Consider the following 24,976-nt stretch of genomic DNA (forward strand, 5'->3'; position numbering starts at 1 on the left):
CGGCTGAGCGCGATGGGCTACCCCGTCCTCGTGCTGTGGGTCGCGGTCCTCGCGGTCCTCGCCTTCCTCCTCGGTGGGGTCAACCCCGCGACGCTGGTGGCCCGGGCACGCGGGGCCGACCTGCGGGCGTCGGGGTCGGGCAACCCCGGGGCGACCAACGCCGGTCGCGTGCTGGGCCGCAAGTGGGGGGCCCTCGTCCTCGTGCTGGACGTGGCCAAGGCCTACGTCCCCACGTGGCTCATCCTGTCCGCGATCGGCACCGCCGCCGCGCTGGTCGTGGGGCTGGCCGTCGTCCTCGGGCACGTCTTCAGCCCGTTCCTGCGCGGCCGGGGCGGCAAGGGCGTGGCCTGCGCGATCGGCGCGATCCTCGCCGTCGAGCCGGTCGTCGGGCTCGCCGCGCTCGCGGTCTTCGCGGCGGTGCTGCCCCTCGTGCGAGTCGTCGGCGAGGCGTCGGTCGTCGCGACGAGCGTGCTGCTCGTGCTCGGGGTCCTCGGGGCCGTGGGGGTCCTCCCCGTCGTGGGCACGTGGACCGGGCTGTGGCTCGTCGTCGTCGCCCTCGTCGTCCTGTGGCGGCACCGCAGGAACGTCCGGCGCTGGTGGGGGCGGCTGCGGGGCTGACCGCGTGCGCTCGCGCGGGTGCAGCCGTCCACAAGGCCGGCCGGGGAGGTCCGTCGTCCACAGATGGCGGGTGACCGCTGTCGGGCGGCCGGCCCGGTTCGTAGCGTCCGGGGCATGCGAGGACGAGCCGGCCCTGAGGCGGTGTCGGCGCGTGCCCTGGCCCGGCTGCGGTCCGGCGGCGCCGACGGCTGGGTGCCCTCGCGCGAGTCCCTCGGTCTCGACGGCGGCGCCGGTCTCGACGGCGGCGCCGGCCACGACGGGGCGCGGGGACCGGCGGGGCGGCGACGCCGGGTGCCCTCGGACCGCGAGGGCGAGGGCGCGCCCGTCGGCGGGAGCCCGCCGGTCGGGGAGGCGCGCGGGGCCGGGGGCCGGGGCGACGCCCGGGACGCGGCGGGACGACATCGTCCCGGGATGCCCGGGGGTGGCTGGCTCCGGCTGCCGGCTGCCTTCGTCGGGGCCCGCTGGCAGCCGGGACGGGCCGCCGTCGCCGGCGTCGCGCTGGTCACGGTCCTCGCCGTGCTCGTCCTCGGGCTGCGGGTGGCCTGGGCCCGCGAGTCCGGGGGAGAGCCGGTCGTGCCGTCCGGCGACGACACGACCATCGGGGTCCCGGTGGGGTCGGCCCCGGTCGGCCTGCCGTCCGCGACGGCTCCGGACCCGTCGGCCCTGCCCGGCTCAGACGTGCCACCCGCCCCGTCCTCGTCCCCGGCCGACCCGGTCCCGGCGGCGGTCGTCGTGCACGTCGTCGGCGAGGTCCGCCGCCCCGGGGTGCGCCGGCTGACCGCCGGTGCGCGGGTGGCGGACGCCGTCGAGGCCGCCGGCGGCGCCACCGGCCGGGCCGACCTCGGCGGGCTGAACCTGGCGCGCGTCCTCGTCGACGGCGAGCAGGTCCGGGTGCCGCGTCCGGGTGAGGTGGTGGCCGCGCCGGCCCCGGGTCCGGGGACCTCCACGGCCGATGCCGGGGGCACGGCGGACGGGGGCGGCCCGGCCGGGGCTCCGGTCTCGGTCAACACCGCCGACGTCGCGGCTCTCGACACGCTGCCGGGGATCGGTCCGGTCCTCGCCCAGCGGATCGTCGACTGGCGCACCGAGAACGGGTCCTTCTCGAGCGTCGACGAGCTGGCCGAGGTCAGCGGCATCGGGGAGAAGGTCCTCGCGGACCTGCGGCCGTTGGTGACGCTGTGAGCACGGGGACGGGCACTGGCACGGGCACCGGCTCCGTCCGCTGGTCCGACGACGCCGGCGAGGGGGCCGACGACGGGCCCGGCCCCGGGACCGGGGTCCCCGGGCGAGCCACGCCGGACGCGTCCGACCTGAGGCTCCTCGCGCCCGCGGTCCTCGCCTGGGCGGCTGCGGCAGCGACCCTCGGGCTGGCGCCGGGGCCGCGATGGGTGCTCGTCGGCGGGTGCGTGCTCGCCGCCCTCGCGCTCGTCGCTCCGGGAGCCGCACGCCCCTGGCATCGTCGGCCGGGGACGGGGCGGCCGGCACCACGGTCGCGCCGGTGGGCCGTGACGTCGGCGCTGCGCTGGCCGGCGGTCCTCACCCTCGTCCTCGTCGTCCTCCTCCAGGGGGCCGCCCTGGCGCAGACGGCGGTCCGGGAGCGCGGCGACGTCCCGGGGCTCGCCGCCCAGCGGGCGGCCGTCACCGCCGAGGTGCTGCTCACGAGCGACCCCGTCGAGGTGGACTCGCGCGACGGCACGCCGCGGGTCCTCCGCCGCGGCACGGCCCGGGTGGTGACCGGCCGCGGGCGCACCCGCGCCGCGAGCGCACCAGTGCTGCTCGTCGGCGGCGCCGCGCTGCGCGACCCGCCCTGGCACGCGGTGCTCGCCGTCCGGGGCCGGCTCGCGCCCACGGAGCGTGCCGACGACCGGGTCGCGGTCCTCGCCGTGTCCGGCCCGCTGCCGGTGCTGCGTCCGCCGGGTCCGGTGGCCCGCGGCGCCGAGCGGCTGCGCGAGGGCCTCCGCCGGGCCGTCGAGCACGCCCCCGCCGACGCCCGCGGCCTGCTGCCCGGGCTCGTCATCGGCGACACCGCCCGCACGCCTCCCGAGCTCACCGACGCCATGCTCGCCACCGGGATGACCCACCTGACCGCGGTGAGCGGCAGCAACGTCGCGGTGGTCGTCGGGCTCGTCCTCGGGCTGTGCGCGGTCTTCGGCGTTCCCCGTCCGGCCCGGCCGGTCCTCGCCGCGGTGGCGCTCGCCGGCTTCGTCGTCCTCGCCCGTCCGGAGCCGTCGGTGGTGCGGGCCGCGGCGATGGGCGCCATCGGGCTGCTCGGGCTCAGCCGCTCGCGCCGGTCGGCGGGCCTGCCGGTGCTCGCGGGCGCGGTGGTGGTCGTGCTCGTCCTCGACCCGTGGCTCGCCCGTTCGTACGGCTTCGCCCTGTCGACCCTGGCCACGCTGGGTCTGCTGCTCTTCACCCGGCCCTGGGGCGAGGCGGTGGGCCGGCGGCTGCCCGGCCGCCTCGCCGCGCTCGGCCCGGCGCTCGCCGTACCGGTGGCCGCGCAGGCGATGACCGCGCCCGTCGTCGTCCTGCTCCAGGGGTCGGTCAGCGTCGTCGGCGTCCTCGCCAACCTGCTCGCGGCCCCCCTCGTCCCCCCGGCCACGGTGGCCGGGGTCGCCGCCGCGCTGGTGTCGCTCGTGTCGGAGCGGGGGGCGACGCTCGTGGCCTGGGCCGGGGTCGTGCCCACCGTCGTCATCGCCCGGGTCGCCCGCACGTTCGCCGAGGTGCCGGGCGGCACCCTGCCCTGGCCGGACGGCCCGCCGGGGGCACTGCTGCTGGCCGGGCTCGTCGTCCTCGTGCTGCTCACCGGACGGTCCGTCGTCGCCCGGGTCCGGGCCCACCCGGTCGGCTCCTACGCCGTCGTCCTGCTGGCCGCCGCCGTCCTCCTCCCCACCCGCGTCGTCTCGGGCCCGCCGGACGGCTGGCGCCTCGTCGTCTGCGACGTCGGGCAGGGCGACGCCGTGGTCCTGCGCAGCGGTCCGGCGCGCGCCGTCCTCGTCGACGCCGGACCGGACCCGCCGCTCGTCGACGCCTGCCTGGACCGCCTGGGGGTCCGCGTGCTCGACGCCGTCGTCGTCACCCACTTCCACGCCGACCACGTCGACGGGCTGTCCGGCGCCGTCCGCGGCCGCACCGTCCGGCAGGTGCTGACCACCCCGGTCCGCGAGCCCGCCGAGGGCGCCCGCGCGGTCGACGCCGTCGCCGCGGCCGCGCACGCGCCGGTGCGCACCCTCCGCGCGGGCGACCGGGTCGTCCTCGGCGAGCTCACCGCCGTCGTCTGGTCCCCGTGGCGGCGGATCGCGGACGGATCGGTCCCCAACAACGCGAGCGTCGTCCTCGCGGCCCGCACCGGCGACGTCGACGCCCTGCTCCTCGGCGACGTCGAGCGCGAGGCCGCCCACGACCTGCTGCTCCGGCTGCGCCGCGACCCGGCGATGGCCGCCACCGCCCGCGGGTTCGAGGTCGTGAAGACACCGCACCACGGGTCGGCGAACCTCGACGACGGGCTCATGGCCGCCGTCCGCGCGCCGGTGGGGGTCGTCAGCGTGGGGGAGGACAACGACTACGGGCACCCGACGCCCTCGCACCTGGCGCTGCTGCGGCGGATGGGCTATACGGTCTACCGGACCGACGAGCGCGGTGACGTCGCCGTCGTCGAGGACGCCGGGGGAGCGGTCCGCGTCGTCACCGCCCGATGAGGGTGGGAGCAGCACCCGACCGGACGGCGACCGCGGACTCCCGGCCCCGGGCGCCGCGGGGTCAGATGGAGAAGGCCGGCTCCGGGCCGCGGATGGTCGAGGCGCGCGACTGCGAGCCCGCGCTCTCGGCGAGGGCCTCCAGCGTCGCCGCCACCGCCGGGACCCGGCGCAGGTCCGGCGTCGTGACGGCGGTGATGGTCCGCCGCGAGGACGGGGTCATCGGGAGCGCGACGACGTCGTCGTGGTGGACGGTGCGCAGGATGAGGTCGGGGATGAGGGCCACGCCGAGGCCCTCTGCGACGAGCCCGAGCACGGCGACGTAGTCCTCGGTCTCGTACGCGACGTCGGCCCGGAACCCGGCGGCGTCGGCCAGCTGGACGAGGTGGCCGCGGCAGCGCGGGCACCCGGCGATCCACGGCTCGCCCGCGAGCTCGGCCAGGGCGACGGTCTCCTGGTCGGCGACCGGGTGGTGGCGTGGGACGGCCAGACGCACCTCGTCCTCGAGCAGGGGGGTGATCTCGTAGGCGTCGAGGTCCTCCTCGCCGCGGCCGACGTCGGTGCCCTCGTAGGCGAAGGCGATGGCGAGGTCGCAGTCGCCGGCCCGCAGCGCGGCGATGCTCTCGGGCGGCTCGGCCTCGGTGAAGGAGATGCTCACGTCCGGGAAGCGCTGCTTGACCAGCGAGAGCGCGCGCGGGACGAGCGTCGCCGACGCCGACGGGAAGGCCATGAGCCGCACCCGGCCGCTGCGGAGCCCGGCGATGGCCGCGACCTCCTCCTCGGCGGCGTCCAGCGCGGACAGCACCGGCCCGGCGTGCCGGGCGAGGACGAGCCCGGCCTCGGTGAGCCGGACGTTGCGCCCGATCCGCTCGACGAGCGCGGTGCCGGTGCGCTGCTCCAGCCGGCGCACCATCTGCGAGATCGCCGGCTGGGTGTACCCCAGCGCGGCGGCGGCCGCGGTGAAGCTGCCCTCGTCGGCGATGGCCCGCATGACGCGGAGGCCGGCGGCGTCGATCATGCCCCCATCGTATAAGGCGGTGTTATGTCCGCCCAGGGCCGAACGGATCCGGGCGGTGGGCCCGGACGCCCGGCGCAGCCGCGGGGAGGTCCCCGACCGCGCACGCCGCCGCCCGGCGATACTGGACCCGTGCCCGACCCCGCCGTGACGAACCGGGCCGCGTCCCCGACGACGCGGCCGGTCGGCGTGACGCCCGACTGGGCCCTCGCCGAGACACCTCCGGAGAGCCGCGAGCCCGCCGCCGTCGACCGGCTGGCGTCGGCCCTGCGCGAGCACCGCGGCGCGCTCGTCCTCACCGGCGCCGGCATGTCCACCGACTCCGGCATCCCCGACTACCGCGGCCGGGACGGCACCCGCCGGGTCATGCCCATGCAGCACGGCGAGTTCTGCGCGAGCACGGAGAACCGCCGGACGTACTGGGCGCGCTCCTTCGTCGGCTGGCAGCGCTTCTCGCGGGCCGAGCCCAACGACGCGCACCGAGCCGTCGCCGCGCTGCAGCGGCAGGGCGTCCTCGGGCCGGTCGTCACCCAGAACGTCGACGGGCTGCACCAGGCCGCCGGCAGCCGCGACGTCACCGAGCTGCACGGCTCGCTGGCCCGCGTCGTGTGCCTCACCTGCGAGGACGTCGTCGACCGCGACGCCCTGCAACGGCGGATGGCCGAGGCCAACCCGGGCTTCGAGCGCCTCGTGCGCGGCGAGTCCGCCGACGGCTCGCGGGTGAGCAGCCAGATCCGCCCCGACGGCGACGTCGTCCTCCCCGACGAGGCCGTGCGCGGGTTCCGGCTGCCTCACTGCCTGGTCTGCGGGGCGGACACGCTCAAGCCCGACGTCGTGTTCTTCGGCGGCTCGGTGCCGCGCGATCGCGTCGACGCCGTCTACGCCCTCACCGACGCCGCGCCGGCGCTGCTCGTGCTCGGGTCGTCGCTGGCGGTGATGTCCGGGCTCCGCTTCGTGCGGCACGCCTCCCGCCGCGGCGTGCCCGTCATGGCCGTGACGAGGGGGCCGACCCGGGGCGAGGGGTACCTGACCCATAGGGTCGACGCGGCCCTGGCACCCACCCTCACCCGCATCGCCAGGCAGGAGGCAGCGTGACCGACATCGTCCTGAGGACCGCGACGGAGGACGACCTGCCGCGGATGACCGCCATCTACAACGAGGCCATCGAGCGCACGACGTCGACGTTCGACGTCGAGCCCCGGCCCGACGACAACTACGCCGCCCGGGTCACCTCGACCCGCTCCGGGGACCACGTCGTCGTCGCCGAGGTCGACGGCGTCGTCGCCGGCTACGCCTTCAGCAACAGCTACCGCCGGCGCCCCGCCTACGACACGACGCGCGAGGTGTCGGTGTACGTCGCCGAGGGCTACCGCAGCCACGGCCTCGGCAGCCGTCTGTACGACGACCTCATCGAGCGGCTCGACGCCGACGACATCCACACCATCGTCTCGGTCATCGCCCAGCCCAACCCGGCCTCGGAGGCGCTGCACGTCGCCATGGGCTTCGAGCACGTCGGCACCCTGCGCGAGGTCGGGTACAAGTTCGGCCACTGGGTCGACACCGCGCTCTGGCAGCGGATGCACCCGGGGCTCTGGGACGACGCCAAGCTGGAGTCCCAGCGGCTCGAGAAGGAGAAGCGGGTCGCGCGGCGGGAGGCCGCGGCGGCGGCCGACACCACCGAGGACACCGCCCCCGAGGGCCCCGACCGAGGCTGACCAATCCAGACCGGGCAGGCGCCGCCGTCCTCCGCGGAGGACCCGGCGCCGCGGCCGGTCAGGTCTGGGCACGTCGTGGATGGGCTCCTCGGGCAGCCGCTTGACCTTGCGGGTGCGGCGGCGCCGGCTCGGGATCATCGAGCGCATGACCTCGAGTGAGCCGACGCACCCCCTCGAACTGCTGCGCGGTCGCCGCCTGGCGAAGGGGCCCTCGCCGCGACATCTCCTCCGGCCCCTGCCGAGTGTCATGAGGCGGGCGGTCAGGTGACGGTAGGTCGGCAGTAAGCGCACATTGCGAGCCTGCTTCTCATCGACACCAAGAGGAGCACGCCATGAACACCATGCAGGCCGAGATCGTCCGCGCGGTCGACGACCAGCGACGTCGGGAGGCCGCCGAGCGCCGTCGGGTGCGCGCAGCTATCCCACCCCGCACCCGCAGGGTCCGGCTGAGGCCGCCGATCGACCGCGCGTCCCGGCGCCGACCCACCCGGCCGAACACCACGTCCACCGCCTTGACAGGAGTCCGTCGGTGACCAGGCCCAGCACGACGACCACGACCCTGCCACAGCTCGCGCCCGAGACGGCGGCAGACTTCTTCCTCACCGACGGCGGGCTGGAGACCAGCCTGATCTTCCTGCAGGGGATCGACCTGCCCGAGTTCGCGGCCTTCCGGCTGGTGGAGACCACGGACGGCCGAGCCGCGCTGCGCAGGTACTACGCGCCGTACGTGGATCTCGCACGGCGTGAGCGACGCGGGCTGGTCCTCGACACCCCGACCTGGCGGGCGAGCGCCGACTGGGGCGCGAGCCTCGGGTACGAGGCGGCGCAGGTGGCCGCGGTCAACAGGCAGGCCGTGACGTTCGTCGCGGAGATCGCGGCCGAGTGCCCGGACGTCGTCACGGTGCTGAACGGCGTCATCGGTCCGCGCGGCGACGGCTACGTGACCGGGAGCGAGATGACGCTCGAGGAGTCGGCGGAGTTCCACTCCCTGCAGGCCCGGGCCTTCGCCGGGGCCGGCGCGGACATGGTCACCGCGGTCACCATGACCTACCCGGAGGAGGCGGCCGGTGTCGCCCTCGCTGCCCGGGCCGCGGGCCTCCCGGCTGCCATCGGCGTGACGGTCGAGACCGACGGTCGCCTGCCGACCGGTATGCCCCTGGCCGAGGCCGTCGCCGCGGTCGAGTCGCTCAGCGGGGGTTCGCCGGCGTACCTGATGCTCAACTGCGCCCACCCGAGCCACCTCGAGGCCGGGCTGGTCGCCGGGGCGCCGTGGCTGCAGCGGATCAAGGCGATCCGCGCCAATGCCTCCCGGCTCAGCCACGCCGAGCTCGATGAGTCCGAGACCGTCGAGCGCGGTGACGTGGCCGAGCTGGCCGGCGACTACGTCCGCCTGCGGGAGCTGCTGACCGACCTGCGCGTGGTCGGTGGCTGCTGCGGCACCGACGACGAGCACGTTGCGGCCATCGCCGCGGCCTTGTCCACCGTCGGTCGCTGACGCGACCACCCCGAGACCCACGAAAGGGAACGACCATGACCACGACCCTGCACCCGCCGGCCCCGGCGGTGCTCATCACCCACGACGCAGTACCGGTGGTCGCCGCGACCCTCGCGGCGGCTTTCGACAACGACCCGATCTTCACCTGGGTGGCTCCCGACCCCGCTCTCCGACGAGCCGGGCTGCCCGGCTGGTTCGCCGTGGCAGCCGCCGGTCTGGAGCGACACGGCCGGAGCTGGCAGTCCGCAGCGTGCTCCGCCGCCGCGCTCTGGGTGCCACCGTCGACGGAGCCGCTCTCCGAGGCCGAAGGTGTGCTCCTCGGCGAGGCCACCGCACCGCTGGGGGCCGGGGCCATGGAACGGTCCGGCGTGATCTCGGCGGCGATGGAGGCCGTGCATCCGCAGGAGCCGCACCACTACCTGTGGCTGCTGGGAGTCTCGCCCGACCAGCAGGGGGCCGGCCTGGGGACCGGGCTGTTGGCCCAGTACCTCACCCAGCTCGACTCTGCTGGTGAGGCGGCGTACCTGGAGGCGACGAGCCCGCAGAACCGGCGGCTTTACGAACGTCATGGGTTCGAGGTGACCGGCGTGATCCAGGCCGAGAACTCGCCCCCGCTGTGGGCGATGTGGCGCGAGCCACGAGGGATCGACGGCTAGCGCTCACCGCGCGGCGCGCACGGACTCCAAGTGCCCGACAAGGGCGTGGAAGGAGACCGCCTCGCCGTCGGCGCGGCGCGCCCGGTCCAGGGCCCCTCGGAGCTCGTGCCCGTTGACCAAGGTCGGGTCGGGCTCCTCGTCCGCCGCGAGTTCGGCGGCGATCGCGGCGCCTCCACCGTCGCCTGCGGCGAGCAGGACCATCGCGGCTGTTGCGAGCAGCTGCCATCGGGACTGTGGCGCCAGCTCGTCCTGCGTGGCGTCGAGGAGCTGTTCCGCGGCGGCCGCGGGGGCGCCGGCGTCGACCTCCAGCCCGGCGAGCTCGAGGCGCACCCGAGTGAGCGCCGCGCGGTCACCAGCCCGGGCGGACCGGCGCATCGCCTCGGTGGCGGCATGCCGGGCCTCCTCGACCTGACCGAGCACCCGACGGATGCTCATGAGCGTCTCGTAGGCGATCCAGTCGTCGCGTGCCATCGGCAGCCGGCCGAAGAGCTCGAGCGCCGTTCGCACCTGGGTCAGCGCGGCCTTGGCATCGCCGCGGGCGAGGGCCAGATGGGCCACGTTGTTGTGCGCCCCGGCCAGCTCCCAGCGTGGGCCCTGGGCTCGCAGGGCGGGCAGTGCCTGCTGGTGCAGTCGCTCTGCGAGGTCGAGGTCGCCCGCCCCGGCGGCGGCCACCCCGGCGCGGACCAGCATCTCGCTGGCCAGCACCTGTCGACCCGTCGTGCGGTAGGTGTGTGCTGCCGTGAGCGCGGCGTCGACGGCGCCGGCGGGATCGCCGCTCTCGAGCCGGTGGGTCCATCGGGCGCCGTCGACCTCGGGCACGGACGCCGGGTCGAGGCCGGTGCGGCCGACGACTTCCTCGCAGGCCTCACACGCGGCGAGCGCCTGCTCCCGCTGTCCGAGCGAGGCGTGGGAGAGCCCCAGCAGCGACAGCACCCGGACCTGGTCGGGGTCTCCGTCGTCCAGCGCGGCCGCCTGCTCCAGCCACTCGACCGCAGTGCGGTTCGCCCCGATGCCGAACCACCAGCGCCAGAGACCGAGGACCGCGCGGCGTAGCCGTTCCGGGTCGCCGTGGTCCCGCGCGTGGACCAGGGCGCGGAGGATGTCGGGCTCCTGCTCGGTCAGCCGCGCGGTGGCGGCGACCTGCTCGCCGGTCAGCAGGTCGGCGGTGACCTCGTGCGCGTGGTCGAGGAAGTGGTCGGCGTGCCGGGCCTGCACCTCGGCGAGCCGATCGGTGGTCCGCAGCTGCGAGGTGGCCCACTCGGTGACGGTCTCGAGCGTGGCGTACGCACCCTCGTCGTCGGCGGTCGGGACGTGGTGCACCAGGGCGTGGTCGACCAGCTGGGTCAGCGGGCCGAGGACGTCGGGGGTGCCGCTCACCGCCGTCACCGCCCCCAGGCGCGCCGGCGCCGCGAACCCGCCGAAACAGCCGAGCAGGTCTCGGGCGTCGTCATCGAGCAGCTCGGCGCTCCACTGCAGCGTGGCGTGCAGCGTGCGCTGCCGGCCGGGCAGGTCCCGCAGGCTGCCGAGGACGCCGAGGGTGGAGGAGAGCTGCTGGTTCAGCGTGCTGGGCGACAACGTACGCAGGCGGGCCGCGGCAAGCTCCAGGGCGAGCGGAAGGCCGTCCAGCCTGTGCGCGATCTGGGTCAGCGGGTCACCCTCGGTGGCCGGCTCGGCCGAGAGGCGGGCGCCCATCGCCTCGGCGCGCCGGACCAGGAAGGTCCGGGCGTCGACGTCGCCGACGGCGCCGACCTGCAAGGGGAAGGGCATCACCCGTTGGACCCGCTCCACGCCCAGCCCCAGGACCGCCCGGCTCGTTGCCAGCACCCGGATGCCGCCGCCGGCGGCGACGAGCGACCCGACCACGTCCGTCGCGTCGAGCAGGTGCTCCATGTTGTCGAGTACCACGAGCACCGACCGCCCGCGGAAGGCGGCGGTCAGGTCAGGGGGTCCTGCGGCCTGCTCGACGATGCCGGCGGCTCGGGCGACCGAGGCGGACAGCTGGTCCGCGGACTCGAGGCGGGAGGCGTCCACGACGATCGGCGGTTCGTCGAAGGCACCGACGGTCCGGCGAGCAGCCTCGAGTGCCAGCCTTGTCTTGCCGACGCCACCCGGTCCCCACAAGGTGACGAGGGGAGTGGCCCCGGCGACGAGCGCGTCGACGACGTCGTCCAGCTCGCGGCGACGGCCGATGAAGCTCGGCCTCCCCAGGTCCTGCTCCGTGTCGGGTCCGAGACGGGGAAAGGTCCGCGGGTGCGTCGTGACATCGTGGCGCAGGACGTCGGTGACCAGGGCGCGGAAGCCCGGCGTCGGGTCTAGACCCTCGTCGGCCATCCGTTCGACGGTCGCCCGGTGCACGTCGACTGCTTCGGCGCTGCGGCCGTCGGCGTGCAGGGCGGTGACCAGTGAGGTCGCGACCGCCTCGTCGAGCGGGTGCTCCGCCGCCAGCGCGGCCAGCTCGGGGACGGCCCGCGCCGGTCGGCCTGCGGCGCTGAGGCTGTGCCCGAGGCGGGTGCGGGCCTCCCGCTCCAGCCGCATGAGGCGTTCGCGGTGGCCGTCGCCGCCGTTCTCGGAGAGCTCGGCCAAGGGCGGCGAGGACCAGAGGGCGAGAGCCTGCTCCAACAGCCGCACGGCCTCCGACGGGGCAGCGTCGGCAGACTCCCCGATGAGTCGCTCGAACCGGGTGGCGTCGACCTGCTCGGGGTCGGCGTCGAGCCGGTACCCGGCGCCGGCGCGGGTGATCCGAGCCGCCCCGGCGAGCTGCCGCCGCAGCCGGGAGATCCGGACCTGAAGGGACTCCCGCAGGGAGGTGGCGTCGTCGGCCTCCGGCCACACGTCTCGCAGGAGCCGCTCGTCGGACACGGCCCGGCCGGGCTCGAGCAGGAGCCGGGTGAGCAGTGCGCGCTCCTTCGCCCCGGAGACCGAGATCGCCTCGCCGTCCGCGCGGCGGATGTCCAGGGGTCCGAGGATGCGGAACGTGGTCGGGCCGTCCACCCGCCAAACCCTAGACGCGCAGACGACCCTGCGGGTGGACGCCGACCTGGGCCCGAGGCCGACCGGCCGGGCCGGACCGACGCCGCCGTCCTCCGCGGAGGACCCGGCGCCCGGCCCGGTCAGGTCTGGGGGACGTCGTGGATGGGCTCCTCGGGCAGCCGCTTGACCTTGCGGGTGCGGCGGCGCCGGCTCGGGATCATCGAGCGCATCTCCTCGAGCTTGCCGAAGCACAGCAGCCGGTCGCCGGCCTCGAGGACGTGCCGGCCGTTCGGGTTGGGTATGACCGAGGTCCCGCGGTGCAGCGTCAGCGCGGTGATGTCGCGCTCGCGCAGGCCGCTGTCCCCGAGCGCCTTGCCGACGAGGTCGGACGCCTCGAGGACGGCGATCTCGGCGACGCCGTAGCCGGTCGAGACGGTGAGCCGCTGGCGCACGTCGATCTCGGGGAAGGCGACCTGGTTGTCGATGTAGTCGATGATGGCGCCCGCGACGTCGAGCTTGGTCGCGGTCTCGATGCCCTCGAGCCCGGGGGAGGAGTTGACCTCCATGACCTGCGGGCCGTCGGCGCCTTCGAGCATGTCGACGCCCGCGACCCGCAGCCCCATGATCTGCGCGGAGCGCACGGCGGCCTTCTCGAACTCGGGGTCGAGGTCGACCGCCTCCACCGAGCCGCCGCGGTGGACGTTGGAGCGGAACTCGTCGCCCTTGGCCACCCGCCGCATCGCCGCGACGACGCGGTCGCCGACGACGAGCGCGCGGATGTCGCGGCCCTTGCTCTCCTTGACGAAGCGCTGGATGAGGACGTTCTGCTTGGTCGACTGCAGCGTCTCGATGACGGCCTCGGCGACCTTGACCGTCGGGGCGAGGATGACACCGATGCCCTGGGTGCCCTCGAGGAGCTTGATGACGACCGGGGCGCCGCCGACCCGCTCGATGGCCGGGATGACGTCGGCCCGGTCGCGCACGAACGTCGTGGGCGGCATGCCGATGTTGTGGCGCGAGAGGATCTGGGTGGCGCGCAGCTTGTCCCGTGAGTTCGCGATGCCCCACGAGGTGCTCGGGGTGTAGACGTCCATCTGCTCGAACTGCCGCACCACCGCGGTGCCGAAGTACGTCACCGAGTTGCCGACGCGCGGCAGGATGGCGTCGTAGGTCGAGAGCCGCTTCCCCCGGAACTGCAGGTCGGGCTCCTCGCCGGAGAGGTCGATGCCGAAGCGCAGGGTGTTGAGGACCTTGACGGTGTGACCGCGGTCGGCGGCGGCGGTGCGCAGGCGCTGCGTACTGTACGAGCGAGGCGCGCGGGAGAGGATCGCGAGCTTCATGACTTCCCGGAAGGCGAGAGACGGACGTGACGGAGCACCATTCCTACACCCTGGCGGGGTGGCGAGAGTGGGTCGGGCTCCCCGACATCGGGGTCGAGTGGGTGAAGGCGAAGCTCGACACGGGAGCGCGCTCGTCGGCGATCCACGCCTTCGACCTCGAGGACTTCGAGCGCGACGGTTCCCGGTGGGTGCGCTTCCAGGTCCGCCCCTGGCAGCGCTCGGACGACGACGCCGTCCTCGTCGAGCGGCCGGTCCTCGACGTCCGCGAGGTCCGCTCGTCCTCGGGGCACAGCGAGGAGCGCCTCGTCGTCGAGACCGACGTCTCGCTCATGGGCCGGGTCGTCACCGCCGAGATGACCCTCGCCCGCCGCGACGAGATGGGCTTCCGGATGCTCGTCGGCCGTGAGGCACTGCGCCAGGGCTACGCCGTCGACCCGGGCCGCTCCTACCTCGGGGGACGTCCTCCGCTCGCGCTGCGCCGCCGCAACCGGGGGCGCGCCTGATGCCGCGGCGGGTGCCCCGCCCGTCCTTCGAGATCGGCCCGGTCCGGGTGCGCGCCGGCCGGCGGCAGTCCCTGTCCCTGCCCATCACCCGCCTGGTCACCGGCGCCGACGTCGACCTGCCGGTCCAGGTGGTCCACGGGCGCGAGGACGGCCCGACGGTGTGGGTCGACGCCGCCATCCACGGCGACGAGGCCGTCGGCGTCGAGGTCGTCCGTCAGGTGCTCGCCGGCCTGGACCCGAAGGCGCTGCGGGGGACCCTCATCGCGGTGCCCATCGTCAACGTCCTCGGGTTCATGAACGGCAACCGCTACCTGCCCGACCGCCGCGACCTCAACCGTTCCTTCCCCGGGGCGCCGCGCGGCTCGCTGGCCGGTCGGGTGGCGCACCTGTTCATGACCGAGGTGGTCGACAAGTGCGAGGTCGGCATCGACCTGCACACCGGCTCCGACCGCCGCACGAACCTCCCGCAGATCCGCGCCGACCTCGAGGACGCGCGCACCCGCGAGCTCGCCGCCGCCTTCGCCGCGCCCGTCATGCTGCACGCCCGGCTGCGGGACGGCTCGCTGCGGCACGCCGCGCGTGAGCACGGGGCGAAGGTGCTGCTCTACGAGGCGGGCGAGGCCTGGCGGATGGACCCGTGGGCGATCGACGCCGGCGTGCTCGGGGTGCGCCGGGTGCTGGCCTTCCTCGGGATGACCGACCCCGTGGACGAGGAGCCGCCGCAGCCGTCGGCCGTCTCCTGGCGCAGCGGCTGGGTCCGCTCGCGGGGCACGGGCATGCTGCACCTGGAGGCGAGGCTCGGCCAGCACGTGAGCGAGGGGGAGCGGCTGGGCGGGCTCTTCGACAGCTTCGGCAAGCGGGTCCGGCTGGTGCACGCGAACCGCACCGGTGTCGTCGTCGGCCGGACCGAGGCGCCGCTGGTCAACTCCGGCGACGCCGTCGTCCACATCGCCGAGGTCGACGACTGAGCGGACCGCTCAGATGCGCCGCAGGACCGCGGTGACCTTGCCCAGCACGGTGGCGTGGTCGCCGTCGATGGGCTCGAAGTCGGGGTTGTGCGGCATGAGCCAGACCTTGCCGTCCTTGCGCTTGAAGGTCTTCACCGTGGCCTCGTTGTCGAGCATGGCGGCGACGATGTCGCCGTTGTCGGCCACCGACTGCTGGCGGACGACGACCCAGTCGCCGTCGCAGATGGCGGCGTCGACCATCGAGTCGCCGACGACCTTGAGGAGGAAGAGCGAGCCCTCCCCGACGATCTGCTTCGGCAGCGGGAAGACGTCCTCGACGACCTCCTCGGCGGTGATGGGCACGCCGGCCGCGATCTGGCCGAGCACCGGGACGTAGGACGCCTCGGGCCGCTCGTCGCCGATGCCGGTGACGTCGACGTCGTCCTCGACGGGAGCACGCCGGTAGCCGCCGTCCTCGGCGTGCTCGGGCGAGAGGACCTCGATGGCGCGGGGGCGGTTGGGGTCGCGGCGCAGGTAGCCCTTGCGCTCCAGGGCCGAGAGCTGGTGGGCCACCGAGCTGGGGGAGGTCAGGCCGACGGCCTCGCCGATCTCCCGCATGCTCGGCGGGTAGCCGCGCCGGTCGATGGCGTTGCGGATGACCTCGAGGACCTTGCGCTGACGGTGGGTCAGCTCCCCGCCGTCACCCCGGTCCGGCATCTCGTGGATGTCGGCGTTCCTCGGACGTGCCATGTCGACCCTCTCGCTCTGTCCGGCGCTCACGCGCGTCCGGATCGGCCGTGAATGCGCAGGTCAGACCCGTTGTCAGTGGTCGTGTGCAGGCTGGTGCGCATGGGACGAGAGTACGCAGGTCGTACAGGAGATTCAAACATCCTTTCGACGCGTGTCTTGATGCGCTCGAACATCCGTGCTACAACTCGGACAGACGTTCTATCGAACAGCGGTTCGACGGTCGCGGTGGCCGTCGGGATGGAGGACATGATGAGCGCGATCGCGTGGGAGCCCCTCGAGGACCTCGCCACCCCGGCCCCGCGGCGCCCGCGGCTGGCGCTCGTCCCGGACGCCGCGCCCGCGCGCCGCGTCGACGAGGGGCTGCGCCTCACGGCCCGCGGCCGGCTCGTGCTGCTCGTCCTCGCGGTCGCCGTGCTCGGGGCGGCCCTCGGCTTCCGCGGCATGGGCGGGGCCGGTGCGGTCACGCCGCAGCACACCGTCACCGTCGGGGCCGGCCAGACGCTGTCCGAGATCGCGGCCGCCGAGCTGCCCGGGCAGAGCATCAGCCAGGGCGTCCTGTCCATCCAGCTCGCCAACGACCTGTCGACCGCCCAGGTGAGCGCGGGCCAGGAGCTCGTCATCCCCCGCGGCTGACCCCCTCGTCGGCCGCCCCGGCAGGGTGGGGCGGCCGCCACGTCCGAGTCCCTCGACCCGGCTCAGGACGCCGAAGGGCGTCGTTCCTCGTGCAGGAGGAACGGCGCCCTTCGTGCTGTCCCCGACCGGCTCGTCGGCGTCGTCGGCCGAACGGCCGAGGCGTCATCCGCCGAGCCGCCCGAAGGCCGACGCTGGTCGGCTGCCCCGGGCGCGGCGCGCCGCGTCCGCGGCTGCCGGGCCGACAGACTCCTTCCATGCGCCCCCGACGGCGGAGCACCTACCGCGTCTCCCACCACCCGGTCGTCCACTGTGGCGGCCCGGGCCGGTGGCAGTGGACGTGCGGGTGCGGAGCCCGGGGTCTCGCATCCTCCGGAGGCTGGCACGACGCGTACACGGCAGCGCTCGTGCACCAGAGCCTCAGTCCGGGGGAGTAGGCGTGTGGCCCGGGGATAACAGAGGGTCCCCGGGCTGCACGCCTCGTCGTCGCCACTCTCGCCGGCGACGACGACACAGTGCCGCGGGCCTGGCGAGGCAGGGGGCCGCCGGGCCCGCGTCACTCGTGACGCACCGGAACAGCACGACCCGGCTCGTCGCCGCCCACGTCGCCCGCACCTCCTGCGCGCCGGCTCCTCCCGTCGCCCCCGGCCGCCGGCATGCCCATCCCGGGAACAGGCGTGTCCACACGCGCGTTGCGCAACGGTGTAATTGAGTAATACCTGTAAGGAGTGCGTGATGGGACACGACGACGAGCACGACGGGAACAGTGGCGCGACCCCCTGGGGGCGGGGTGGCCCGCCCCACGGACCCTGGGCCCGGGGGCCGCGGGGCGGTCGTCCCGGTCCGGGTGGAGGACGGGGACGAGGGCCCGGGCGACCCGGTGGCTGGCAGCAGGGCGACCTCCCGCCGGCGGAGGACGTCCGGCAGTGGTTCGCCGGGCGGCTGCCCGAGGACTGGTTCGACGGGGTCGAGGTCAGCGTCGACCGGGAGGAGGTCCTCGTCGTCGGCACCCTGGCCGGGGTCGACCCGCAGGTCGAGCCCGCCGAGGCCGAGGGCCGCATCTCCCGGTTCCGTGCCGACACCCGCGAGCGGCGGATGGCCGTCGCCGACGAGGCGCAGGCCCGCTACGGGCGCACCGTCTCGTGGGGGGCCCGCGCCGGCGACCGGACCGAGCTGTTCACGCACCTGGCCGTCCCGGTGATGACCCGGCTGCGCCAGCCGGAGCGCCAGGTCCTCGACACCCTCGTCGACTCCGGCGTGGCCCGCTCGCGCAGCGACGCCGTGGCATGGTGCGTGCGTCTCGTCGAGGAGCACGCCGACGCCTGGCTCGGCGAGCTGCGCGAGGCGATGACGGCGGTCGACGACATCCGGGCCAAGGGCCCGAACGTCTGACCGTCCGCGCTCGCTCGCCCGGGACCTCGTTGTGGTCGGGCGGCGAGGGCCGGACACGCCACCGGCCCGGGGTGCCCCTGCGGACCCCGGGCCGGCGGCGCCCGGCCGCGCTCAGGGGGTGAGCGCCGCGCACAGCAGGCCGACGTCCTCGGCCTGACCGTGCGCGTCGAGCACCACCTCGGCGTCGCCGTCGACGAGGTGCACCCGGTAGCCCGCGAAGAGGGTCACCGTCCCGGCGCCGGGGACCCTACGCAGGACGACCCCGCGCTCGTCGACGACCGCGGTGCCGTCGGCGGCGTAGGTGATCGTCTCGGGTCCCATGGCGAGACCGGCGAGGCTGATGCCGTTGGCCGAGGTCGTCGACCGGAAGCGGAAGGTGCGGATCTCCCGGGTGACCGCGCCGTCGGCACCGGTCCACGTGACGGTGTTCCACGAGCCCCACACGTGGATCGTCACCGGGAACCCGCAAGTCTCGGTGAGCCACTCCTGCTGGGCGGTGAACTCGAGGGTCTCCACGCCGTGGACGGGACCGGCGGCCTGCGCCGGGGCGGCGAGGGCCAGGGGTGTGGCGACGGCGAGGGCGGCACCGGCGAGGGCCGTGCGCAGCCTGCGGATGGTGGTCATGTCGTGCTCCTTCGTGAGCGGGTCGTGCGGGCGGGGTGGTGCCGGGGCGGCGCGTGGGGCCGCCCGGTGGTGGTGCGCAGGCCGGTCAGCGGTGGGGGCGGACCGCCGCGGCGCCGTGCCGGGCGGAGGAGGAGCGGGCGGCGTCGATCCCGGCCGTCGTCGGGACGGGTTCGCCGACCCCGAGGCCGTACGGGTCGTGCGTCGTCGCGACCTCGACCCCGCAGTGCGAGGCGCCGGTGTAGACGGTGGCCCCGAAGCGCGCGCTGCCGTCGGCGCGGTAGCCCGAGTGCGAGGTGCTGGCGACCTGGTCCAGCGGGCGGTTCACGGCGTGGACCGCGCTGCCGAACCACCGCTGCGGGTCGGTCACCCCGTGACGGACCGACCAGAGCGTCGGGAGGACCTCGATGGTCCCGGGGGTCGTCACGCCGTGCCGGTAGAGGAAGGATCGGGCGACCTCACCCTCGAAGACCATGCTCTCGGGTCCGTCCCAGGGCTGGAAGGCCGCCCCCACGGCCCAGCCGCCCTCGTCGAGCCCGTAGACCCGGGAGTAGTCGCCGCCCTCGAGCACGCCGAGCCCGACGATCTCGCGCGGTGAGGGCCAGAACACCGCCTCGAAGTGCAGGGTGGCGGGGTCGAACGAGCTCGCGCCCTCACCGCCGGCGGTGTCGTCGTCGGCGAGGAGGAACGGGATCGCGTCCAGGCCGAGCCGGGCCATCGTCGTCGTCGAGCCGTCGGCGCGCCAGATCGTGGGGACGAAGGCGGACCAGTGGCTGATGCCGGGCTCCTGCTTCCCGACGAAACCGGAGCGGTCGCCCGACTCGTCCAGGCCCGGCGCGCTCGAGGCGTTGCCGCTGAAGGGCAGGCTCCGCGGCGCCTGCGTGTAGTGGTCCCAGGCAAGGGCGTCGAACGCCTGCTTGCGTCCGCCCGTGCCGTTGCCGGTCTCGCGGGCGCCGGTCGCCTGCCCGGCGGAGTTGATGCGCCGCACCCAGGCGCCGATCCGGTCGGGCGCGTCGCCCGGTGCGCTGCGCACGACGGTCGTGGACCCGGTGCGCAGGTCGTGGACCCAGGAGCGGGTCGCGCCGTCGGCGAACCAGGTCTCGCCGTTGAGCAGGCCGTTCGAGGTGAGCTCGTAGGCGATGTCGTCGGTCCCGCCGAGGCCGGGGTCCACGCGCCGGGGGGCGCCGCCCAGCCCCGTCCAGACGACGGCGCGCTGGTGCTGCTGTCCGTCGTCCTCGACCAGCTGGTAGTTGCCGTAGTAGGTGGGGGAGCCGGCGACGACCTCGATGTCGATGACGCCGGCGTCGAAGCCCCCGGCCGGCGGGGCGAGCTCGACGAGCCGGCAGTCGCCGGCCGCGGCGTTCGCCGGGGTCGTGGGCAGGGCGGCCAGGGTCGCCGCCCCCAAGGCGACGGTGAGTCCGAGGACGGTGAGACGGCGTCCTCCGAGACGGCGGTACAGACACATGGCGGGTCCTTCCGGTCCTGCGCCGCTCCCTCTCGTCGCGGCGTCGGGGCCGATGCTGGTCCGCAGCGGTCGCGGACCGGTCGCGAGGCGGTTGCGACCCCGCGGGAGGCGCCCCGGCGGTGCCCGACGCGGGCCCGCGGGGCCGGTCAGCGCAGGTCGGAGCAGGTGGTCGACGGCGGCCGGCCGGGCGTGAGGACCGCCGCTTCGTCGCTCGTGAGGTCGCGTCCCGCCGCTGTGCACGCGGCCCGCAGCCAGGCCGCCGGGTCGGTGCTCACCTCGACCGTCGTGCCGTCCTCGTGGAGGACACGGGCCACCGCACCGTCGTCGGGGACCGACAGCAGCCCCCACCCGTGGTCGTCGCTGACCGGCGACCCGAACGGCCGCCAGGTCCTGGTGTCCCACAGGGTGAGGTCGCCGTCGGTGCCGGTCGTGGCCAGCACCCGCCCGTGCGACCCTACCCGGGTGCCGATGACGAAGCCTCCGGTGACCAGGCGCCGGGGGGCGGCGTCGGTGAGGTCGGTGGAGTCCAGGACGTGGAGCCACCCCGCGAAGTCCCCGACGACGACGCGCGACCCGTCCGCGGACCACGCCACCGACCCCACCGGCAGCTCGGGGGCGTCGCCGAGGCGTCGCTCGGCCCGCACCTGCAGGGTCCCGAGGTCGACGACGCTCACGCCACCGGGGCGGCCGACGACGGCCGCGCGGCCGTCCGGGCTCACGGCGAGGTTCGGGACGAGCTCGCCGTAGACGCGGTCCGGGCGCGGGACGAGCGGGCCGACGTCACCGGTCCCGAGGTCGACGACCGCGACGCCGCCGAAGGCGTTGAGCACGACCCGGCGCCCGTCGGGGGTGGTGTCGAGGGCGTAGGCCGGCCAGGGGAGGTCGACGGTGCGGACGACGCGCCGCGTCTGCGGGTCGACGAGGACGAGGGCCCCGCGGTCGGGGGCCGGCCCGTCGGGACCGTCGTCGCCCCCCGGGGTCCAGAAGTCGAGGGAGAAGACCGCGGTGCGGCCGTCCGGGGTCACGGCCGCGGCGACGGGCTGGACGAGCCGCCCGGGGAACCGCGGCATCCGCACCCGCGAGACGGCGCGTCCGGTCGTGGCGTCCAGCAGCCAGGCGGTGTGCGGGCCGTCGTACGCCTGCCGGACGCCGGCGGCCGGCCCGCCCCGCTCCGGTGCCTCGCCGACGGTCGCGCCACCACCGGGACGGGTGACGACGGGGGTCCGCCGTCCGGAGAGGTCGAAGGCGACGACCGTCCCGTCCCGTCCGGCGGTCCACAGCGTGTCGGCGTCGGCGAGCCCGAGGTCCATGACGGTCCCGCTGTGCCCCTCGAGCGTGCGGGTGCGCGCCAGCCGTCCGTCGAGCACGAGGACGGAGTCGTCGACCCCGACGAACACGGTCCCGCCGTCGGCGGAGAAGACCGCCGCGCGGGCGTAACCGTCGACCTGGGTGCGCGGTCCGGCCTCCTCCAGGGTGCGGGTGTCGAGCAGGCGCATCGTCGAGCGGGTCTCGTCGTCATCGGTGACCAGGACGGTGCGCCCGTCCGGGGCGACGACGAGCGGCCGCCCGTCGAGGTGCGCGGTGCGGCCGCGTCCCGAGGTGTCGACGACGGCCGACCGGGCGGGCGTCGTCCCGACCAGCGCGCGGCTCACCCGTCCGTCCCCCCAGGACACGAAGGACTCGCTGGAGAAGCGGGAGTCCGCCGGCCACGGCCAGGACCGCAGGGGCCGTCCGGTGTCCGGGTCGACCTCGACCACCCGGCTGTCGGTCTCGACGAGCAGCCGGCCGCCGGGGGCCGTCACCACCCACGACGGGAACGGGTCCTCGCTGAGGCCGACGTCGACGAGCTCCTGGCCGGGCAGGCTCCACACCACCGCCCCGTCGGACGCCCGCAACCGGGTGAGGACCGGGGCGGGGTCCGTGCGCACGGTCGCGACGACGTCCGGGCTGCCCCGCACGGTCGTGAGGTTCGCGACCTGGCCGCCGACGTCGCGCACCCACCGGCGCGCGCCGGTCCGGCTGTCGAGCGACCACAGCCAGGGGTCGTTCTCCGACGCGTAGACCGTCCCGCCGTCGGTGCTCACGAGCATCCGCAGGAAGCGGTGCTCGGTGCGGACCCGGTGGAGGACGGCCGGCTGCCGGGCGAGGAGGGTGAGCAGCGAGCCGTACGTCTCCGGGCTGTCCTCCAGCCGGGTGGCCTCGACCGCGGCGAGCAGGGCGGTGTCGGGGTAGTCCTGGCTCAGGGCCGTCGCCGCCAGCCGCTTTGCGTCGGCCGAGACCGACGCCGCCTCGGCCTTGCCGCGCGCCTGCCAGGCCAGGACCCCCGCGGCCACGGCGGCGACGAGCACCGCCGCCAGCCCCGCGAGCAGCAGCCGCAGCCGGCGGTTCTGCCGGGCCGCGGCGCCCGCCCGCTCCAGCGCGGAGCGCCGTTCGGCGTCCAGGGCCTCACGACCGGTGTCGAGGAAGGCGTGCTCGATCGCGGTGAGGTCACCGGGGCGGGCCCGGGCGACGTCCAGGCCCGACGCCAGCCGGGGGCCCGACCACAGCAGGGCGGGGTCGCGGTCCTCGGCGTCCCACTCGGCCGCGGCCAGGGCGAGCCGGGCCTGGACCGTCCGGCCGGCGGCGTCCTCGGCCAGCCAGCCGCGCAGCCGCGGCCACTCGCGGAAGAGCGCCTCGTGCGCGACCTCGACGTGCCCGTCGGAGGTCGTGAGCAGGCGGGCGGCCACGAGGTCGTCGACGACCGCGCCCGCACCCTCGGCGAGCGACTGCGCCTCGGCGACGGGCACCCGGCGCCGGGTCACCTCCGACCCCTCGCCGGGACCGGCGAGGCGCAGGAGCAGCCGTCGGGCCAGGTCCTGCTGCGGGGTCGTCAGCGCGCCCCACGCCTCCTCGGCGAGTCCGGCGATGGCGCCGTCGAGACCGCCGAGGCCGACGTACGCCGCGTAGGTGAGCCGCCGGCCGTCGCGCCGCTGCCACAGCTCGGCGAGGGCGGTGGACAGGAGGGGGAGCAGGCCCGGCTCCTCGCCGGCGTCGGCGACGAGGGTGTCGGCGAGGCCGTCGTCGAGCACGAGGCCGGCCGCCGCGGCCGGGCGCTCGACCGCGCGGCGCACCTCGGCCGGGGTCATCGGCCCGACGAGGACGGTCCCGTCGCCCACGAGCCCGCGCAGCTCGGCGTGCTCGGCGAGGTCGCCGACCCGGTCCGCCCGCACGGCGAGGACGAGCGTCACCGGGCTGTCGGGCTCTGTCGTCAGCTCGGTGAGGGTGTCGAGGAACTGGCGGCGCTCGGCCTCGTCGGCGCACAGGGTCCACGTCTCCTCGAACTGGTCGACGGCGATGACGACGCGGCCGGCGCCGTCGCGGTCGTCGAGGAGCCGGGCCAGCAGGTCCGGTGTGCCGCCGGGGCCGAGGGCCACCCGGGCCAGCTCGCGCATCGGGTGCTCGCCGGGGCGCAGGACGAGGGTGCGCCAGCCGGCGCTGCCGGGCAGGACGTCCTCGGCCAGCGCGGCGAGCAGCCCGGCCCGCAGCACCGAGGACTTCCCGGACCCCGACGCCCCGACGAGGGCGAGCACCCGGCAGCCGGCCAGCCGGGCCACGAGCTCGGCGACGAGCCGGTCCCGCCCGGCGAACCAGCGCGCGTCCTCGAGCCCGTAGGCCGCGAGCCCGCGCCACGGACAGACACGGGGGTCGACGTCCTGCGCGAGCCGGCCGGCCCGCAGCCGCGAGACGCCCTCGGCCAGCTCGTCGCGGGCGACGGCGAGGTCGGCGCTGGAGGACCCGGTCATCGACGCCGCCGCCTCGACGACCCGGCGGGCCCGCTGCCGGGCGAGCTCCTGGGCCCGGGCGTGCGCGTGGCCGGGCAGGCCGCCCGAGGCCTGCGCCACGTCGGCGAGGACCGCGTCCACCTCGGTCCCCGTGAGGTAGGCGGCGACGATCTCGCGGAGCGCGTCGGGTCCGAGCGGCCCGAGGTCGAGGACGTCCGCGCCCTCGGGGACGGCGGCCAGGCGAGGCGCGAGCCGGAGGACGAGGGTCGCGCCGACACCGGGGTCGCAGCCGTCGCCGACGACGAGGAGGGGGGTCCGGTCGGCGGAGGGGAGGTCCGGCGGCTCGGTGTCGGCGTCGACGTACTCGACCCGGCCGCCGTCCCGGACGATCTCGGCGGCCAGGGCGCTCGCGAGGGCCGTGGCGCCGGCCCCGGCGGGACCGCGGACGACGACGGTCGCGGGGGTGCCGCGCAGGGCGGCGTCCCACACCCGGCGCAGGCGGGCCAGCTCGGCGTCCCGCCCGACGAGCCCCGGTGCGGCCGCCGGACGGAGCTGCGGGGGCACCCCGGGACGAGCCGCGGGCCGGCCGAGGCCGGGGTCGTGGGCCAGCACCCGGGCATGGACGGCCCGCAGCTGCGGACCGGGGTCGACGCCGAGCTCGTCGGCGAGGAGGCCGCGCACCCGGTCGTAGGCGCCGAGCGCCTCGGCCTGGCGGCCGCTGCGGTAGAGGGCGGTGACGAGCAGCTCCCAGCCGCGCTCGCGCAGGGGGTGCTCGTGGGTCAGCGCCTCGAGCCCCGGCACGGCGGCCGCGGCCCGGTCGCGGGCGAGGTCGGCGGACAGGCGGTCCTCGGCGGCGGTGAGCCGCAGCTCCTCGAGCCGCCGCGCCTCGGCGGCGGCGAACCCGGCGTCGGGGAAGTCGGCGTACGCCGTGCCCCGCCACAGCGACAGCGCCTCGTCCAGGGTCCCGGCCGCCGCCTCGGGCCGGCCGTCGGCGAGCGCCCGGCTGCCGAGGGCGGCGAGCCGGACGAACCGGTCGGCGTCGACCTGGCCGGGGTCGAGGACGAGCCGGTACCCGGCACCCTCGGTGACGAGGACCTGCGGGGGGCCGCTGCGGTCCGGCTCGAGGGTGTTGCGGAGCCGGACGACGAAGGTCTGCAGGGACTTGCCCGCGCTCGGGGGCGGGGCGTCGCCCCACAGCGTGTCGACGAGGTCGGCCGTGCCGACCACCCGTCCCGAGGCGGCGACGAGCCGGGCCAGGAGCAGCCGCTCCTTGGCCCCCCGGATCTCGACCGGTCCCGTCGCGCGCTCCACCCGCAGCGGACCGAGCACCGAGTAGTGCACGGGCTCAATGTAGGGCCGCGCGGTCACGGTGGACACCTCGTTCCTGCGGGTCGTCCGGCGGGGGT

Annotated in this window: 18 protein-coding genes; 11 read left to right on the forward strand and 7 right to left on the reverse strand. The window is 75.9% G+C overall.

Annotation, left to right across the window (positions count from 1 at the left end):
• From EPD83_RS15615 to EPD83_RS15625, 3 genes are all read left to right on the forward strand, one after another.
• The coding region (locus EPD83_RS15615) for a glycerol-3-phosphate acyltransferase (protein WP_322095797.1) at window positions 1-618 on the forward strand (618 nt) is incomplete at its 5' end.
• A 114-nt stretch (window positions 619-732) separates the two neighbouring features.
• The gene (locus tag EPD83_RS15620; RefSeq protein ID WP_165566827.1) at window positions 733-1,800 is read left to right on the forward strand and encodes a ComEA family DNA-binding protein; all 1,068 of its coding nucleotides are present in this window, start codon (window positions 733-735) and stop codon (window positions 1,798-1,800) included.
• Window positions 1,797-4,313 carry a ComEC/Rec2 family competence protein gene (locus tag EPD83_RS15625; protein WP_165566828.1) on the forward strand — a complete coding sequence of 839 codons (2,517 nt, stop codon included), beginning with the start codon at window positions 1,797-1,799 and terminating at the stop codon, window positions 4,311-4,313. The genes EPD83_RS15620 and EPD83_RS15625 overlap by 4 nt, the downstream gene beginning before the upstream one ends.
• Before the next feature lie 61 nt (window positions 4,314-4,374).
• On the opposite strand, the gene EPD83_RS15630 is transcribed toward EPD83_RS15625, so the two are convergent.
• The gene (locus EPD83_RS15630) at window positions 4,375-5,328 is read right to left on the reverse strand and encodes a LysR family transcriptional regulator (RefSeq protein WP_128367493.1); all 954 of its coding nucleotides are present in this window, start codon (window positions 5,326-5,328) and stop codon (window positions 4,375-4,377) included.
• 129 nt (window positions 5,329-5,457) lie between these two features.
• Here EPD83_RS15630 and EPD83_RS15635 point away from each other — a divergent pair, with 129 nt between their 5' ends.
• The 4 genes from EPD83_RS15635 to EPD83_RS15650 all read left to right on the forward strand — a co-directional run bounded on the left by EPD83_RS15635 (window position 5,458) and on the right by EPD83_RS15650 (window position 9,191).
• The gene (locus EPD83_RS15635; protein WP_322095798.1) at window positions 5,458-6,420 is read left to right on the forward strand and encodes a Sir2 family NAD-dependent protein deacetylase; all 963 of its coding nucleotides are present in this window, start codon (window positions 5,458-5,460) and stop codon (window positions 6,418-6,420) included.
• The gene (locus tag EPD83_RS15640) at window positions 6,417-7,040 is read left to right on the forward strand and encodes a GNAT family N-acetyltransferase (protein WP_128367492.1); all 624 of its coding nucleotides are present in this window, start codon (window positions 6,417-6,419) and stop codon (window positions 7,038-7,040) included. Before EPD83_RS15635 ends, EPD83_RS15640 begins: the two co-directional genes overlap by 4 nt.
• A 529-nt stretch (window positions 7,041-7,569) precedes the next feature.
• The gene (locus tag EPD83_RS15645) at window positions 7,570-8,535 is read left to right on the forward strand and encodes a homocysteine S-methyltransferase family protein (protein WP_235950658.1); all 966 of its coding nucleotides are present in this window, start codon (window positions 7,570-7,572) and stop codon (window positions 8,533-8,535) included.
• A 35-nt stretch (window positions 8,536-8,570) separates the two neighbouring features.
• Window positions 8,571-9,191, forward strand: coding sequence for a GNAT family N-acetyltransferase (locus tag EPD83_RS15650; RefSeq protein ID WP_128366067.1), 621 nt, complete (start codon window positions 8,571-8,573; stop codon window positions 9,189-9,191).
• 3 nt (window positions 9,192-9,194) lie between these two features.
• Here the strand turns inward: EPD83_RS15650 and EPD83_RS15655 are convergent, their stop codons facing one another.
• Together EPD83_RS15655 and EPD83_RS15660 are read right to left on the reverse strand one after the other, a co-directional pair.
• The gene (locus tag EPD83_RS15655) at window positions 9,195-12,182 is read right to left on the reverse strand and encodes a BTAD domain-containing putative transcriptional regulator (RefSeq protein WP_164896220.1); all 2,988 of its coding nucleotides are present in this window, start codon (window positions 12,180-12,182) and stop codon (window positions 9,195-9,197) included.
• A gap of 119 nt (window positions 12,183-12,301) precedes the next feature.
• Window positions 12,302-13,501, reverse strand: a complete 1,200-nt coding sequence (locus tag EPD83_RS15660; RefSeq protein WP_128366065.1) for a RimK family alpha-L-glutamate ligase — start codon at window positions 13,499-13,501, stop codon at window positions 12,302-12,304.
• Window positions 13,502-13,527: 26 nt separating this feature from the next.
• Here EPD83_RS15660 and EPD83_RS15665 point away from each other — a divergent pair, with 26 nt between their 5' ends.
• Complete coding sequence (locus EPD83_RS15665) at window positions 13,528-14,004, forward strand: ATP-dependent zinc protease family protein (protein ID WP_128366064.1); 477 nt, start codon at window positions 13,528-13,530, stop codon at window positions 14,002-14,004.
• A complete protein-coding gene (locus tag EPD83_RS15670; RefSeq protein WP_128366063.1) occupies window positions 14,004-14,972 on the forward strand; it encodes a succinylglutamate desuccinylase/aspartoacylase family protein in 969 nt (322 codons plus the stop codon). The genes EPD83_RS15665 and EPD83_RS15670 overlap by 1 nt, the downstream gene beginning before the upstream one ends.
• A 9-nt stretch (window positions 14,973-14,981) precedes the next feature.
• On the opposite strand, the gene lexA is transcribed toward EPD83_RS15670, so the two are convergent.
• Complete coding sequence (gene lexA / locus EPD83_RS15675) at window positions 14,982-15,701, reverse strand: transcriptional repressor LexA (RefSeq protein WP_128366062.1); 720 nt, start codon at window positions 15,699-15,701, stop codon at window positions 14,982-14,984.
• 249 nt (window positions 15,702-15,950) lie between these two features.
• Here lexA and EPD83_RS15680 point away from each other — a divergent pair, with 249 nt between their 5' ends.
• Together EPD83_RS15680 and EPD83_RS15685 are read left to right on the forward strand one after the other, a co-directional pair.
• Window positions 15,951-16,334, forward strand: a complete 384-nt coding sequence (locus EPD83_RS15680) for a LysM peptidoglycan-binding domain-containing protein (protein WP_128366061.1) — start codon at window positions 15,951-15,953, stop codon at window positions 16,332-16,334.
• Window positions 16,335-17,066: 732 nt separating this feature from the next.
• Window positions 17,067-17,723, forward strand: a complete 657-nt coding sequence (locus tag EPD83_RS15685) for a hypothetical protein (RefSeq protein WP_322095799.1) — start codon at window positions 17,067-17,069, stop codon at window positions 17,721-17,723.
• Between the two features lie 111 nt (window positions 17,724-17,834).
• Here the strand turns inward: EPD83_RS15685 and EPD83_RS15690 are convergent, their stop codons facing one another.
• The 3 genes from EPD83_RS15690 to EPD83_RS15700 form a co-directional block, all read right to left on the reverse strand.
• Entirely contained in the window at window positions 17,835-18,347 is a 513-nt protein-coding gene (locus tag EPD83_RS15690; protein ID WP_128367217.1) for a hypothetical protein, read from the reverse strand.
• A gap of 85 nt (window positions 18,348-18,432) precedes the next feature.
• Entirely contained in the window at window positions 18,433-19,809 is a 1,377-nt protein-coding gene (locus EPD83_RS15695) for a hypothetical protein (RefSeq protein ID WP_128367216.1), read from the reverse strand.
• A 146-nt stretch (window positions 19,810-19,955) separates the two neighbouring features.
• Window positions 19,956-24,938, reverse strand: a complete 4,983-nt coding sequence (locus tag EPD83_RS15700) for an nSTAND1 domain-containing NTPase (RefSeq protein WP_165566829.1) — start codon at window positions 24,936-24,938, stop codon at window positions 19,956-19,958.
• Window positions 24,939-24,976: the final 38 nt, after the last annotated feature.

This window comes from Phycicoccus flavus (assembly GCF_004025965.2).
Classification (GTDB): Bacteria; Actinomycetota; Actinomycetes; order Actinomycetales; family Dermatophilaceae; genus Phycicoccus; species Phycicoccus flavus.